Below are 14,237 nucleotides of genomic sequence, written 5' to 3'. Positions count from 1 at the left end.
TCCTGAGGATGCTGTACCTGGCACGGGCGAGCCCGACGTGATCGCCGCCCGACGGCTGTCGGCGGGCTCGACCAGAGTGGACCGCATGACCTCGACCCCTGCGTCCGTCACGCCCGCCGACACGCGCGCCGAGGCGCTCGCCGCCCTGCGCGAGCTCGTCGGACGCGACGACGCCGACTTCCACGACGGCCAGTACGAGGCGATCGAGGCCTTGGTCGATGGTCGACGGCGCACCCTGGTCGTGCAGCGCACCGGCTGGGGCAAGTCGGCCGTGTACTTCGTGGCGACGCTCCTGTTGCGACGCCGGGGCGCCGGACCGACGGTACTCGTCTCGCCGCTGCTGGCGCTCATGCGCGACCAGATCGCGGCCGCCGAGCGCGCAGGCGTGCGCGCCGTGGCCATCAACTCCACGAATCCGCACGAGTGGGCCGACGTGCAGCAGCGGCTCGCCGACGACGCCGTCGACGTACTGCTCGTCTCGCCCGAGCGCCTGAACAACCCGTCGTTCCGCGAGCAGCAGCTGCCCGCGCTCATCGGCCGCATCGGCATGCTCGTGGTCGACGAGGCGCACTGCATCAGCGACTGGGGCCACGACTTCCGGCCCGACTACCGGCGGCTGCGCGACCTCATCGCGGGCATCCCGGCCGGCGTGCCCGTGCTCGCGACCACGGCGACCGCGAACAGCCGGGTGGTCGCCGATGTCGCGGAACAACTCGGCCACGGCGACGACGTGCTGACGATCCGGGGGCCGCTCGCTCGCACCTCCCTGCGACTCGGCGTGCTGCGCCTGCCCGACGCACCGACGCGCCTCGCCTGGCTGCTCAGTCACCTCGACGACCTGCCTGGCTCGGGCATCATCTACGCGCTCACGGTCTCGGCCGCGAACGACACCGCACGGCTGCTGCGCGAACGCGGGCACGACGTGCGCGCCTACACGGGCCAGACCGACCCCGACGAGCGCGCGGAGTCCGAGGCACTGCTGAAGCGCAACGAGGTCAAGGCGCTCGTCGCGACGAGCGCGCTCGGCATGGGGTTCGACAAGCCCGACCTCGGGTTCGTGCTGCACCTCGGCGCGCCCTCGTCCCCGGTCGCCTACTACCAGCAGGTCGGCCGCGCCGGTCGTGCGAGCGAGAGCGCCGACGTGCTGCTGCTGCCCGGACCGGAGGATCGCGCGATCTGGCACTACTTCGCGACGGCGTCGATGCCCGATGAGGAGCGTGCCCGGCGGGTCATCGCCGAGCTCTCCGACGTACCGCTCTCGACGCCTGCGCTCGAGGCGCGCGTCGACGTCCGACGCACCCCGCTCGAGCTCCTGCTGAAGGTGCTCGACGTCGACGGGGCCGTGCGACGCGTGCAGGGCGGCTGGATCGCGACCGGCGAGCCGTGGACCTACGACGCCCACCGGTACGGGCGCATCGCGGCCGAACGCGAGGCCGAGCAGCAGCACATGATCGATTACGAGACGACCGACGGATGCCGCATGGAGTTCCTGCAGCGCGCGCTCGACGACGACACGGCGCGGCCGTGCGGCCGCTGCGACAACTGCGCGGGTGCGTGGTACGCGGTCGGCCTCGCCGACGGCGCCGCCGATGCGGCCGCCGGCGCGCTCGACCGGGTGGGGGTGCCGATCGAACCTCGGCGCGCGTGGCCGACCGGCGCCGACCGGCTCGGTGTGCCGGTGAAGGGCCGTATCCCGCCGGGCGAGCAGGCCGGCGAGGGCCGCGCGCTCGCGCGGCTCACCGACCTCGGCTGGGGCGGCACGCTGCGCGAGCTCTTCGCCGCGGGCGCACCCGACGCGCCGGTGTCCCCGCGACTCCTGGACGCGTGCGTGCGCGTGCTGGCCGGCTGGAGCTGGGCCGAGCGACCCGTCGCGGTCGTCTCGGTGCCGTCGCGCTCGCGGCCGCAGCTCGTCGACTCCCTCGCTCGCGGCCTCGCCGACGTGGGTCGCCTTCCGTACCTCGGCGCGCTCCGGCTCGTCGGCGGCGGCCCGACGGGCGATCCCGGCGGCAACAGCGCCTTCCGCCTCGCGGGCGTGTGGAGCCGGTTCAGCGCCGACGGGCTCGACATCCCGTCGGGCGGGGTGCTGCTCGTCGACGACCAGGCAGACAGCCGTTGGACGCTCACCGTCGCCGCGCGCAGCGTCCGGCAGGCGGGTGCGACCGACGTGTTGCCCTTCGTCCTCGGGCTGCGCGGGTGACGCCGGATCGCGCGACTACGCCGGCTGGGTCGCCGGCATCGGCTCCTTCGCCACGAGGGTGAGCACGTCGTACGTCGCGACGATCTCGTCGTCCTGGTTCTTCAGCACCGCGTCCCAGCGCACCTCGCCGTACTCGTCGGTCTCGCGCGGCGAGATCTGCTTCGCCGTGAGCTCGACCCGGATCGAGTCGCCGGGCGAGACCGGCGTGATGAATCGCAGGTTCTCGAGGCCGTAGTTCGCGAGCACGGGCCCGGGAGCGGCGTCCACGAACAGCCCGGCCGCCCACGACACGAGCAGGTAGCCGTGGGCGACACGGCCCGGGAAGAACGGATTCGCCGCCGCGGCCTCCTCGTCCATGTGCGCGTAGAACGTGTCGCCGGTGAAGTTCGCGAACGTCTCGATGTCCTCGAGCGTGACCGTGCGCGGCGCCGACGCGACCTGGTCGCCGATGCGCAGCTCGGCAAGCGACTTCCGGAACGGATGCGGCTCCCCCGCCGCCTCATACGGCCGGGCCTCGGCGCCGGGGTGCCACTCGCCCGTCAGCGCCGTGAGCATCGCGGGCGAGCCCTGCACCGCGGTCCGCTGCATGTGGTGGTGCACCGCGCGGATGCCGCCGAGCTCCTCGCCGCCGCCGGCGCGGCCGGGTCCGCCGTGCACGAGGTGCGGGACGGGCGAGCCGTGTCCGGTCGAGGTGCGGGCGTCGTCGCGGTCCAGGAAGAGGAGCCGGCCGTTCATGGGCGCGATGCCCGTGGCCAGGGCGACGGCGACCTCGGGGTCGTGCGTCGCGACGCTCGTGACGAGCGAGCCGCCGCCGCGCCCGACGAGATCGACCGCCTCGTCGAGCGACGAGTAGCCGATGACGGATGCCACGGGGCCGAACGCCTCGACGGCGTGCACGGCGTCGGCGGAGCCATCCGCGAACCGCAGCAGCATCGGCGCGACGAACGCGCCGTCGGCTGCGACCCCGGTCGTGCCATCCGCGAGCCGCACCTCGGGGGCGTCGGCGGAGCCGACGACGACCTCGCCGCCGGCCTCCTGCAGCTTGCCCACCTGGCGGAGCACCTCGTCGCGCTGTCCCGTCGAGGCGAGCGGGCCCATCGTCACGCCCTCGGCGCGCGGGTCGCCGAGCACCACGCGCTCCGCGATGCGGTCGCGCACCGCGTCGATGACCGCGTCGACGGATGCCGCGGGCACGATCGCCCGGCGGATGGCGGTGCACTTCTGGCCCGACTTCGCCGTGATCTCGACGACGAGCTGCTTGACGTACGCGTCGAACTCGGGGCTGCCCGGCTCGGCATCAGTGCCGAGGACCGACGCGTTGATGGAGTCGGTCTCGCTCGTGAATCGCACGCCGCCGGTCTGCACCGAGTCGTGCGCGCGCAGCCGCTCGGCGGTCGACGCCGACCCGGTGAACCCGACGAGGTCGCCGAGGCGCAGGTGGTCGAACAGGTCGGGCACGCTGCCCGACACGAGCTGCAGCGACCCGGCGGGGAGCAGGCCCGACTCGACGAGGATGCGGACGTACGCCTCGGCGAGGTAGCCGGTGGGCGTCGCGGGCTTCACGACCGTCGGCACGCCCGCGAGGAACGCCGGTGCGAACTTCTCGAGCGAACCCCACACGGGGAAGTTGAACGCGTTGATCTGCACGGCGACGCCGGGCAGGCGCGTGTACACGTGCCGGCCGATGAACGAGCCGTCCTTCGACAGCGGCTCGATGGGGCCGTCGACGAGGACCTTGGCGTTCGGCAGCTCGCGGCGTCCCTTCGACGAGTACGTGAACAGCACGCCGATGCCGCCGTCGATGTCGATCCACGAGTCGCGCTCGGTCGCACCGGTGCGCGCCGACAGGGCGTACAGCTCGGCCTTGCGCTCGGTGAGCGCGAGCGCCATCTGCTTGAGCAGCACCGCGCGCTGGTGGAAGGTCAGCTCGCCGAGGCTCTTCTGGCCGACCGTGCGCGCGTGCTCGAGCACCGCACCGAGGTCGAGGCCCTCGGTCGAGACGCGCGCGACGACCTCGCCGGTCGACGCGTCGCGCACCTCCGTCGCCGAGGCCGCGGCGGCCTCGTCGGGCGTCCACCACGCGTCGCGCACGTAGCTGGGCAGGATTCCGGTCATGGATGTCTCCTCGTTCATTCGTACGGTTTCAGGAAGACGGAGGCTCGTCAGGAGGGAACGGTCGATTCCGTCCTGAGCAGCCTCCGAGTTCCTGAAACGAAGCTCACTGCGCGTCCCAGAGGTAGAAGCCCTCGCCGGTCTTGCGGCCGAGCTTGCCCTCCTCGACCATGCGTCGGAGCAGGGCGGGCGGTTCGAATCGGGCGCCGAGTTCGCCGGCGAGGTACTCGGCGATGCCGAGCCGCACGTCGAGTCCGACGAGGTCGGTGAGCTTGAGCGGGCCCACCGGGTGCTTGTAGCCGAGTGCCATGGCCGCGTCGATGTCCTCTGCGGATGCCACGCCCTCCTCGAGCATGCGGATGGCCTCGAGGCCGAGCGCCACGCCCAGGCGGCTCGACGCGAAGCCCGGCGCGTCGTGCACGACGATCGGCGTCTTCCCGATCGCCTGGACCCAGCCGCGCGCCTGCTCGACGAGCGCACCCTCGGTCTGCGTGCCCCGCACGACCTCGACGAGCGCCGACGCGGGCACGGGGTTGAAGAAGTGCAGGCCGAGGAACCGCTCCGGACGGTCGAGCCGGCCCGCGAGCTCGTCGATCGAGATCGACGACGTGTTCGATGCGAGCGCGGAACCAGCCCCCAGCACCGCCTCGACGCGGGTGAGCGCGTCGAGCTTGAGGCCGAGGTCCTCCGGCACCGCCTCGATCACGAGGTCGGCACCCGTGAACGCATCGGCAGCGGTCGCGACGCTGAGCCGGGTGCCGAGCGCGTCGGCGGTCTCGTCGGTGCTGCCGCGGGCGACGGATGCCGCGACCGAGTCGAGCACGCGGCCCCGCGCCGCGTCGGCCGCATCGTCGTCGCGCTCGACGACGGTCACGTGCGAGCCCGCGAGCAGGAACGCGTGTGCGATGCCCGCGCCCATGCGTCCGCCGCCCAGGACGCCCACGCGCCCCGGTGCGGACGGGCCCGCCGTGGCAGGGGTCTCGGTGTCGGTCACTCGGCACTCCTCTTCGCTCGGCGCTCCAGGAACTCGGTCATGCGTCGGTGCTTCTCGGGGCTCTCGAACAGCACGGCCTGCGACTCGAGGTCGACGCGCGGGTGGTGGCCGCGGGGCGCGCGCAGCACGCGCTTGGTCGCGATCGTCGCGTCGCGGTCGTTGCGCGCGATGCGGTCGGCGATCGCGTGCGCCTCGGCGAGCAGGTCGGCGGCCGGATGCACCGCCGTCACGAGCCCGATCGAGAGCGCCTCGGCGGCGTCGATGATCCGGCCGGTGAGCAGCAGCTCGGACGCGCGGGCCTCGCCCACGATCTCCTTCAGCCGCCACGTGGCGCCGGCGGCGGGGATGATCCCGAGCCCCGTCTCGGGGTTCCCGAACTTCGCCCCGGGCGTGGCGATGCGGATGTCGGCGGCGAACGCGAGCTCGGCGCCGCCGCCGAGCGCCCACCCGTCGACCGCGGCGATCACCGGCATGGGCAGCTCGTTCACGCGGACGAACGCGTTCGCGTTGATGCCCGCGAGCGCGTCGGCCGCGCGTCGCTCGCGGAGCTGCGCGATGTCGGCGCCCGACGCGAACACGCCGCCGGCGCCCACGAGGATCAGGATGCGCGGCTCGGCCTCGAGCTCGGCACACAGCGCGTGCAGGGCGTCGATCGTGGCCTGGTCGATCGCGTTGCGCTTGTCGGGACGGTTCAGGGTCGCGACGACGCGATCGTCGCGGCGTTCGACGAGCAGCGGCGACGGCAAGTCCGGCGACTCCGCGACATCCGGCGAACTCATCGCACGCCCTCGACGATCAGCGCGGTGCCCTGCCCGACGCCGACGCACATGGTCGCGAGGCCGTAGCGCGAGTCCTCGCGCTCCATGCGGCCGAGGAGCGTGACGACGAGGCGGCACCCCGACGAGCCGAGCGGATGGCCCAAGGCGATCGCCCCGCCGTCGGCGTTGACGCGCTCGGGGTCGAGGCCGAGCCGCCGCATGCTCGCGAGCGACTGGGTGGCGAACGCCTCGTTGAGCTCGACCGAGCCGATGTCGTCGAGGTCGATGCCGGAGCGCTCGAGCGCCTTCTCGGTCGCGGGCACCGGGCCGAGGCCCATGATCTCGGGCGCGAGGCCCGCCGACGCGCCGACGACCACGCGGGCGCGCGGCGTGAGGCCGTAGCGCTCGACGGCCGACGCGCTCGCGACCACGATCGCGCTCGCGCCGTCGTTGAGCGAGCTCGAGTTGCCGGCGGTCACGACCGAGCCGCCCCGCACGACCGGCCGCAGCCCGGCGAGCACCTCGAGCGACGTGTCGCGGCGCGGGCCCTCGTCGACGAGCACCTTGCCCTTGGCGGTCGGCACGCCGACGATCTCGGCCTCGAACCGGCCGGCGTCGATCGCCGCGGCGGCGCGCTGCTGCGAGCGCACCGCGAAGGCGTCGGCGTCCTCGCGCGAGATGCCGTCGATGCGCGCGACCTCCTCGGCGGTCTCGGGCATCGAGTACGTGGCCTTGTCGCGCGCGAGGAGCTCGGGGTTGGGGAAGCGCCAGCCGATCGAGGTGTCGTAGGCGTCACCGGGCTTCGCCCACGGCTTCTCGGGCTTGGCCTGCACCCAGGGCGCCCGCGTCATCGACTCGACCCCGCCGGCGATGATCAGGTCGGCGTCGCCGGCGCGGACGGCCTGCGCGGCCATGATGATCGCGGACATGCCGGACGCGCAGAGCCGATTGACCGTGATGCCGGGCACCGAGTCGGGGAGTCCGGCGAGCAGCACCGACATGCGCGCGACGTTGCGGTTGTCCTCGCCGGCCTGGTTCGCGGCACCGAGGATCACCTCGTCGACCGCGCCGGCCTCGATCGCCTCCTCGTCGATGCGCGCGCGCCGGATCGCCTCGCCGACCACGAGGCTCGCGAGGTCGTCGGGCCGGACGCCCGCGAGCGCGCCGCCGTACCGCCCCACTGGCGTCCGCACTCCGCCGACGAGGTAGGCCTCGGCCATGGGTCACTCCTGACTGCGTCGTCTGGAACCTCGCCCGCCAGCGTATCGGCGGGTCGCGGCATCCGCTCGGGGCCGATTTCAAAACCGACCGTTCAGTCAGTAAGTATGCCGAACGGATGGCGCGACCGCCAGTCGAGCGCGGGAGGACGAACCCGGGAGTCACCGTCCCATCACGACCACCGCTCCGGACGTCGGGGATCTCAACCGGGACATATCATGAAGCCGCCCCCGCAGCCCGAATCCTCCGGAGACCCATGAATCCCCGCTTGTCACGTGCGCTGGGCGTTGTCCTGGCGCTCACCCTCACCGGTGCCGTCATACCGACGACGTTCCCCCACTCCGCAGTCGCTGCCTCAGGCACCACGGTGACGGTGACGGGTCGGGTGTACGAGGAGACACCCGGAGGCGGCACCCAGGCCTCAGCGGGCGCATCGGTAATGCTTCTTTCTGCAGACGGTCGCGAAGGGGTCACTCCCGGCAGCATCAAGGCAGACGCAACGGGTCTGTACACGTTCACCGGCGTCGTCCCCGGGCTCTATCGCGTGAAGGCGCGACCATATGTCAATGGCTGGGACGATGTCGACCTCGGCGTTGCCTACCTCGGCGATACTCCCTTCGGGCGTGACGCGACCGTGATCTCGGTCGCATCCACCGCGGTCTCGAACAACCCCATCACCCTGCCGTTGGCCGCGCGCCTTTCGGGCACGATCACCGCGCCCGCCGGCATCGTTCTCCAGGACGACCTGCGGGTTGAGGCCAGGCAGTACAACCCCGAGAGCGGAGCCTTCGAAGGTGCCGCGTCCAACGCGGGCGTGAGGTTCGACGGTGGCTATGTGCTGCAGGATCTTCAGCCCGGCCTGCACTTGGTCAGCGTTTCCGAACACGGGGGCTCTGCAGCCGGCGAGTATGCCCCAGGAACGACCTCGATCGATGAGGCGGAGCTGGTGGAGGTCCTTCCGGGCGACCGGATCACGAAGAACTTCGACTTGGAAGCCGCGGTCCGCCGCGTCGACCGGCTCGCCGGCCCGGACCGGTACGCTACCTCCGCGGCGATCTCCGCGGACCGGTTCGCGTCCGGAGTCCCGGTCGCCTACATCGCGAACGGTCTAGCCTTCCCGGATGCGCTCGGTGCCGGCGCGCTCGGGGGCGTGCAGGGCGGACCGGTGCTGCTTACGGCGCCGACTTTGCTGCCGGTCACGGTCGCTGCGGAACTCCAGCGCCTTCGGCCCGAGCGGATCGTCGTCGTCGGAAGCTCGGCGGTCGTCTCGGACGGCGTGCTCCGGGCGCTCCGCGCATACTCGGCTGACGTCGACCGGCTCGGCGGCGCGGACCGGTACGCCACCGGCCGCGCGATCGTCCGCGATGCCTATCCGGATGGAGGAGCGTCGACCGTCATCATCGCGACGGGTCGAGATTTTCCCGATGCTCTCTCAGCTGGCGCCGCGGGCGCAGCCAACACTGCTCCGCTCGTGCTCGTCAATGGTCTCGCGAGCACCCTGGACAGTGCGACGGTCCAGCTCCTCGCCGAACTCGGGCCGTCGGAGATCGTGATCGCCGGCAGCAGCGCGGTCGTGAGCGTCGGGATCGAGTCAGCGCTGAGAAGGATCAACGGCGTGAAGCTCGTGTCGCGCGCGTCCGGCGCCGATCGCTTCGCGACCTCACGCGAGCTGACGCACCGATCTCCAGCCTTCGACACGGTGTACCTCACGAACGGGATGGACTTCCCGGATGCGCTGGCGGGATCGGCGGCCGCTGGATTCAGCCTCGCGGCTCTACATCTGGTCCGTTCCGCATGCATCCCAGCTGAGACGCTGGACGTCATCCGCTGGACCGAACCGAACCGCATCGTGTTGCTCGGCGGTCCCAGCGTGCTGGGCACGGGAGTCGCCCGGCTGACGAGTTGCTGAGGCGAGCTAGGTCGCGACCGGGTCACTCCCCGGGTTCGACGGTAGGCTGAGGCAGGTCCGTCGGCTGCGGATCTGTCTCGGTGGTCGGGCCGAACAGCGTCCAATCGCCGCCTCGGCACTCGTAGAACTCGACGGTCTCGGTGTCGATGTAGATGTCGCCGTCGGCCGTGCACTCCGCGCGATCCGGGGCGCCGACGCCGAGCGACACCTGGGTGCCGGGCTCGCCCTGGGCACCCTGTTCGCCCTGCGCACCCTGCTCGCCCTGTGCGCCCTGCTCGCCCTGTGCGCCCTGTGCGCCCTGCGGCCCCTCTTGGCCGGTCAGGTTCTCGGCGGCCGACTCGCGGATGTTGCCGACGAGCGTCCAGTCGTCCTGGAACAGGTACACGTCTGAGGTCGAGATGTCGATGTACACGTCGCCCTCGTAGCCCTTGCCCGACTCCGGCACTCCGGTGCCGGCGCGCACTGCGGAGCCGGCCGGCAGGATCTCCTCGAGCGCCTCCTCGTAGTCGACGGTCTCCTCCGCGGTCGCCGTCGGTGCCGGGGTCGCGGCGGCCTCCTCGTCGGAGGTCGAGCGGGCCAGCCATCCGCCGAGGAACGCGGCCACGAACGACAGCACCACGACGGCGACGCCGACGCCGATGAGCCAGCCGCGGGTGACCGGCGCGGGTGGGGGCGACGTGGTCTCCGACGGCTCGTCCGTGCCCGCCGGCGGCGGGCCCGCCGACCCATCGGGAGCCTGGGGTGTCTCGGGCGATCCCCCGCCGTCCGGCGTCGGGTCCTGGCTGCTCATGACGTGGGGTCCCCCGTTCCCGCATCGATCCTGCACGGACTCGGCAGGATCGTGTCGACGCGAGAGTACGGGGAGCGGGGTGGCGCCCGGCGCGACTTTGGTCCCGCGCACGGGCGCGGGACCCGGAGGCCTAGGCGCGAACCTCGGCGAGCAGCTCGTCGCCGAGGCGCACGTCCTCGAACGCGGCCTCGATCTCGGCGCGGCCGAGCAGCTCGGCGAGCCGGCGCTGGCGGTGCCTCGGGATGAGGGTCACGACCCGGCCGGCGCGCCCGGCGCGGCCCGTACGGCCCGAGCGGTGCAGGTACGTCTTGTACTCGTCGGGCGCGTCGGCCTGGATGACCAGGTCGATGTCGTCGACGTGGATGCCGCGTGCCGCGACATCCGTCGCCACCAGGACGTCGACCCGGCCGCTCGTGAGCTGCTGCAGGTTGCGCGTGCGCTTGGCCTGGTTGAGGTCGCCGTGCAGGGCCACCGCCAGGATGCCGGCGTCCTCGAGGTGCTCGGCGAGGTCCTCGGCGAAGGCGCGCGTGCGGGCGAAGACCAGCGTGCGGCCGTCGCGGTCGGCGAGCTGCGCGACGATGTCGCGCTTGTCGCGGTGCTCGATGACGAACACGCGGTGCTCGATCGTGCCCGAGGCCTGGTCCTCGCCGGCGACCTCGTGCACGGCCGGGTCGACGAGGAACTCGTCGGCGAGCGCGGCCACGCCGGTGTCGAGCGTCGCCGAGAAGAGGAGCTTCTGGCCGGCCTCGGCGGTGTGGCGGAGGATCCGCTGCACGGGCTCGAGGAATCCGAGGTCGCACATGTGGTCGGCCTCGTCGAGGATCGTGATCACGACCTCGCTCAGGTCGAGGTGGCCCTGCTCGACGAGGTCCTCGACGCGGCCGGGCGTGCCGATCACGATGTCGACGCCGCGCTGGAGCGCGCCCACCTGGCGACCCTGCGGGACGCCGCCGTAGACCTGCGTGGTGAAGAGGCCCACGCTGCGCGCGATCGGCTGCACGGTGCGGTCGATCTGGAGGGCGAGCTCACGGGTCGGCGCGAGGACGAGCGCGCGGGGCGCGCGGCCGAACTGCCGCTTGCCGCCCGACTTGCCGGACTCGGCCCACAGGCGCATGAGGCGCTCCACCGTCGGCGCGCCGAACGCGATCGTCTTGCCGGACCCCGTGCGACCGCGGCCGAGGACGTCGCGGCCCTCGAGCACGACGGGGATCGTCGCCGCCTGGATCGGGAACGGCGACTCGGCGCCGAGCTCCTGCAGGGCGCGCACGATGTTGCCGCCGAGGCCGAGGTCGGCGAAGCCGATGCCGTCGACCTCCTCGGCGCGGATCGCCTCGGCCTCGAGCCGCTCGAGCACGACGTCGTCGGCCGGCTCGAAGCGCTCGGAGCGGTCGCGGTCGCGGTCTGGGAAGAAGGAGGTGGGACGGCGCTCGGAATCGCGGAAGCCCGGGCGCTCGAAGCCGCGGTCGCGGCGGGGAGCGCGGTCGTCACGGTCCCGGCGTGGGGCGCGGTCGTCACGGTCGAACCGGCGCGGAGCACGGTCGTCGCGATCGAAGCGGCGGGGTGCGCGGTCGTCACGGTCGTGACGCGGGGCGCGATCGTCGCGATCGAAGCGGCGGGGAGCGCGGTCGTCACGGTCGAAGCGGCGGGGTGCGCGGTCATCACGATCGTGACGCGGAGCACGGTCGTCACGGTCGAACCGGCGGGGAGCGCGGTCGTCGCGGTCGAACCGGCGCGGAGCACGGTCGTCGCGATCGCGGCGCGGCGAGCGGTCGTCCTCGACGCGGCGCGGCGCGCGGTCGTCGCCGTCGAACCGGCGCGGAGCACGGTCGTCGCGATCGCGGCGGGGGGAGCGGTCGTCCTCGAAGCGACGGGGGGCACGCTCGTCACGGTCGCGGTCGCGACCCGGGCGCTCCGAGCGGTGCGGCGTGCGGCCCGACGCGACGCGCTCGTCACGCGACCAGCGGGGTGCGCGGTCGGACGCCGGCTCCTCGGGTCGGTATCCGCGGTGGCCAGGGCTGCGCGAGCCGGGCTTCTTGCGAGCGCCGGAGGCGTACGAGGGGTCGAAGTTGCGGGCGGGTCGACCGCCGGCGGGCTTCTTGTTCTTGGGCATGGCTGCTTTCCGGGTTGTAGCTCGTGTACATGGCAGCCGTTGCGCGAGCGCAGCGCGACTGAGAACCCGGGTGCATCGTCGACCGGGACCGTTCACATACGGTGAATTCCCCGCACGCGGACCGCGCGCGGACTCGGTCCTCAGGACTCACAAACCCATCCGCGCGAGCGCGGTGTCCAGAACCGACCTCTCGAGGGTACCGGACACCCTCCTGTGAATCCGCCCGGCGCGACATCCGCCCCCAGTGAAACGTAACGACGCGGTAACCCGATTCGCGTACGCTCGCGTCGTGACCACACCGCCGTCGATCTCCGTCGAGCCGCCTCGCGCGCCCGGCATCGAGCGTCTGCTCGACGCCGGCATCGCCGACGCGCGCTCGCTCTACCCGACGGATCCCGTGGGCCTCCTCGACGCGTCGCAGCTCGAAGCGCCCGGCACGCTGGTCTACGTCGCTCGCGGCCACGACGGCGAAGCGCTCGGCGTCGCGGCGATCGTCGACGGCGGCGACGTCGACGACGATCGCGGCGAGCTCAGGCGCATGTACGTCGACCCGGTCGCCCGCGGCCGCGGCATCGCCAGTGCCCTGATCGAGCGCATCGAGACGGATGCCGCGGCGCGAGGCCTCCGCGAGATCGTGCTCGAGGCGGGCCGGCTGCACCATCCCGCCCTGGCGTTGTATGCCAAGCACGGGTACCGGCGGGTCGAGCGGTTCGGCCGGTACCTCAACGAGCCGACGAGCGTGTGCATGGCGAAGTCGCTCGTGGGATTCACCGGTGGCGCGATCGGGGAGGACCCGTTCGACCTGCCGCTCGCGGTCGGCGAGTGAGCGGTCGGCTGAGCAACGCAGGGCAACGGCTGAGCAATCCCGCGCGGGATTGAGCAACCCGTACCCATCCGCGTGGGCGCGGCCCGCGCCATCCTCTGAGCAGCCCACTCGCTCTCGGAGGATCACCCATGCTCGCGTTCATCTCGGCCGTCGCGTTCGGCGTCACGATCGGCGGCGCCGTCGGCGCCCTCGCGACCGGCGACCCTCGCTACACGATCCTCTGGAGCATCTCGCTCACGGTCGCCATCCTGACCGGCACCTTCGCGGGCCTGGGCGCCGCCGGCCTGTTCGGCCGCGGGCGGGCGGGTGCGACCCAGGCGCCGCCGACCGGCGAGCTCGCGCTCGCCCGCGTGGAGCGGATCGGCCGCACGGGGCTGACCGTGAACGACCAGCCGCAGGTCGAGCTCGTGCTCACGGTCGCGCCGCGGTTCCGCCCGGCCTACACGACGGTGCATCGGCAGGTCACCGACATCGTCGTGCTTCCGCAGGTGCAGCCGGGCTCGATCATCGCGGTGCGACGACCGGATGACGCGAAGGCGAACGTCGAGCTCGTGCTGGACCCGCCCGACGACTGGGCGCGCCTGCGCGACGCCGAGCGGCTGCGGACGGGCACCGATCGCACCGTGCCCATCGCGTCGCAGGCGCCCGCATGGGCCTCGGAGCCGCAGGCGCTCTTCGGCGGCCCGCGGAAGCCGGCGCGACCGTGGCGACGCGTGCTGCTCGCCGGCGTGACCGCCGCGACCGCCGCGCTCGTGCTCATCCCCGCGTACGACACGATCGGGCGCACGGTGCAGGCGTTCGCATCCGGGAATCCGGACGCGGCGAGCGTCGTGCTGGGCGACCGGCACGCGGAGGTCGTCGACGCGCTCGCGGCGGAGACCGGCGGCACGAAGTTCGTGCGCATCGGGTTCTACGACGGCTACGCCCTCGCGACGGCGCCGAGCGCGCCGGGCGAGCTCACGATGGACGTGTACCAGTTCAGGTACGACCGGACCGAGCACCAGGGTCCCGAACTCATCCAGCCCGACGACCCCGCCGCCGCGCTGTTCGACGTGGGCGAGGTGGAATTCTCGAGGATTCCCGAGCACATCGCGACGGCGAAGGACCACTCCGGCATCGCGGATCCGACGTCGGTGATCGTGTCGGTCCAGCGGGCGCTCATCGCGGATGCGTCGGGCGCGCGGCCCGTCCGCGTGCTCGTGATCCTCGACTCGACGTACGAGGACGCCACGGTGCAGATCGACGCGGCGTCGGGCGAGGTTCTCGGGTAGCCCGAGCCACCAGCGGGGCGCAACCGGCTCGGATGGTTGCATCCGGCCGAAC

At 72.7% G+C, this 14,237-nt stretch carries 10 protein-coding genes; 4 read left to right on the top strand and 6 right to left on the bottom strand.

The window, feature by feature from the left end; all coding sequences use genetic code 11:
• Positions 1-85: 85 nt before the first annotated feature.
• Positions 86-2,197, top strand: coding sequence for a RecQ family ATP-dependent DNA helicase (locus ACFQ58_RS04270; protein WP_376949809.1), 2,112 nt, complete (start codon positions 86-88; stop codon positions 2,195-2,197).
• A gap of 15 nt (positions 2,198-2,212) precedes the next feature.
• Here ACFQ58_RS04270 and paaZ read toward each other — a convergent pair whose 3' ends face one another.
• The 4 genes from paaZ to ACFQ58_RS04250 form a co-directional block, all read right to left on the bottom strand.
• A complete protein-coding gene (gene paaZ / locus ACFQ58_RS04265; protein ID WP_376949808.1) occupies positions 2,213-4,312 on the bottom strand; it encodes a phenylacetic acid degradation bifunctional protein PaaZ in 2,100 nt (699 codons plus the stop codon).
• Between the two features lie 103 nt (positions 4,313-4,415).
• Positions 4,416-5,303 carry a 3-hydroxyacyl-CoA dehydrogenase family protein gene (locus ACFQ58_RS04260; RefSeq protein ID WP_376949807.1) on the bottom strand — a complete coding sequence of 296 codons (888 nt, stop codon included), beginning with the start codon at positions 5,301-5,303 and terminating at the stop codon, positions 4,416-4,418.
• The gene (locus ACFQ58_RS04255; RefSeq protein WP_376949806.1) at positions 5,300-6,082 is read right to left on the bottom strand and encodes an enoyl-CoA hydratase/isomerase family protein; all 783 of its coding nucleotides are present in this window, start codon (positions 6,080-6,082) and stop codon (positions 5,300-5,302) included. Before ACFQ58_RS04255 ends, ACFQ58_RS04260 begins: the two co-directional genes overlap by 4 nt.
• Entirely contained in the window at positions 6,079-7,281 is a 1,203-nt protein-coding gene (locus ACFQ58_RS04250) for a thiolase family protein (RefSeq protein WP_376949805.1), read from the bottom strand. The genes ACFQ58_RS04255 and ACFQ58_RS04250 overlap by 4 nt, the downstream gene beginning before the upstream one ends.
• A 266-nt stretch (positions 7,282-7,547) precedes the next feature.
• Here ACFQ58_RS04250 and ACFQ58_RS04245 point away from each other — a divergent pair, with 266 nt between their 5' ends.
• Positions 7,548-9,188, top strand: coding sequence for a cell wall-binding repeat-containing protein (locus ACFQ58_RS04245; protein ID WP_376949804.1), 1,641 nt, complete (start codon positions 7,548-7,550; stop codon positions 9,186-9,188).
• 22 nt (positions 9,189-9,210) lie between these two features.
• On the opposite strand, the gene ACFQ58_RS04240 is transcribed toward ACFQ58_RS04245, so the two are convergent.
• Positions 9,211-9,978, bottom strand: coding sequence for a hypothetical protein (locus ACFQ58_RS04240; RefSeq protein WP_376949803.1), 768 nt, complete (start codon positions 9,976-9,978; stop codon positions 9,211-9,213).
• Between the two features lie 130 nt (positions 9,979-10,108).
• The gene (locus tag ACFQ58_RS04235) at positions 10,109-12,088 is read right to left on the bottom strand and encodes a DEAD/DEAH box helicase (protein WP_376949802.1); all 1,980 of its coding nucleotides are present in this window, start codon (positions 12,086-12,088) and stop codon (positions 10,109-10,111) included.
• Between the two features lie 289 nt (positions 12,089-12,377).
• On the opposite strand from ACFQ58_RS04235, the gene ACFQ58_RS04230 reads away from it, so the two are divergent.
• A complete protein-coding gene (locus ACFQ58_RS04230; RefSeq protein WP_376949801.1) occupies positions 12,378-12,914 on the top strand; it encodes a GNAT family N-acetyltransferase in 537 nt (178 codons plus the stop codon).
• A gap of 128 nt (positions 12,915-13,042) precedes the next feature.
• Entirely contained in the window at positions 13,043-14,185 is a 1,143-nt protein-coding gene (locus tag ACFQ58_RS04225; RefSeq protein ID WP_376949800.1) for a hypothetical protein, read from the top strand.
• The last annotated feature ends 52 nt before the right edge of the window (positions 14,186-14,237 follow it).

This window comes from Agromyces sp. NPDC056523 (assembly GCF_042794545.1).
Lineage (GTDB): Bacteria > Actinomycetota > Actinomycetes > Actinomycetales > Microbacteriaceae > Agromyces.
Note: the sequence above shows the minus strand (reverse complement) of the source record. Positions and strands in the feature narration are given on the sequence as shown.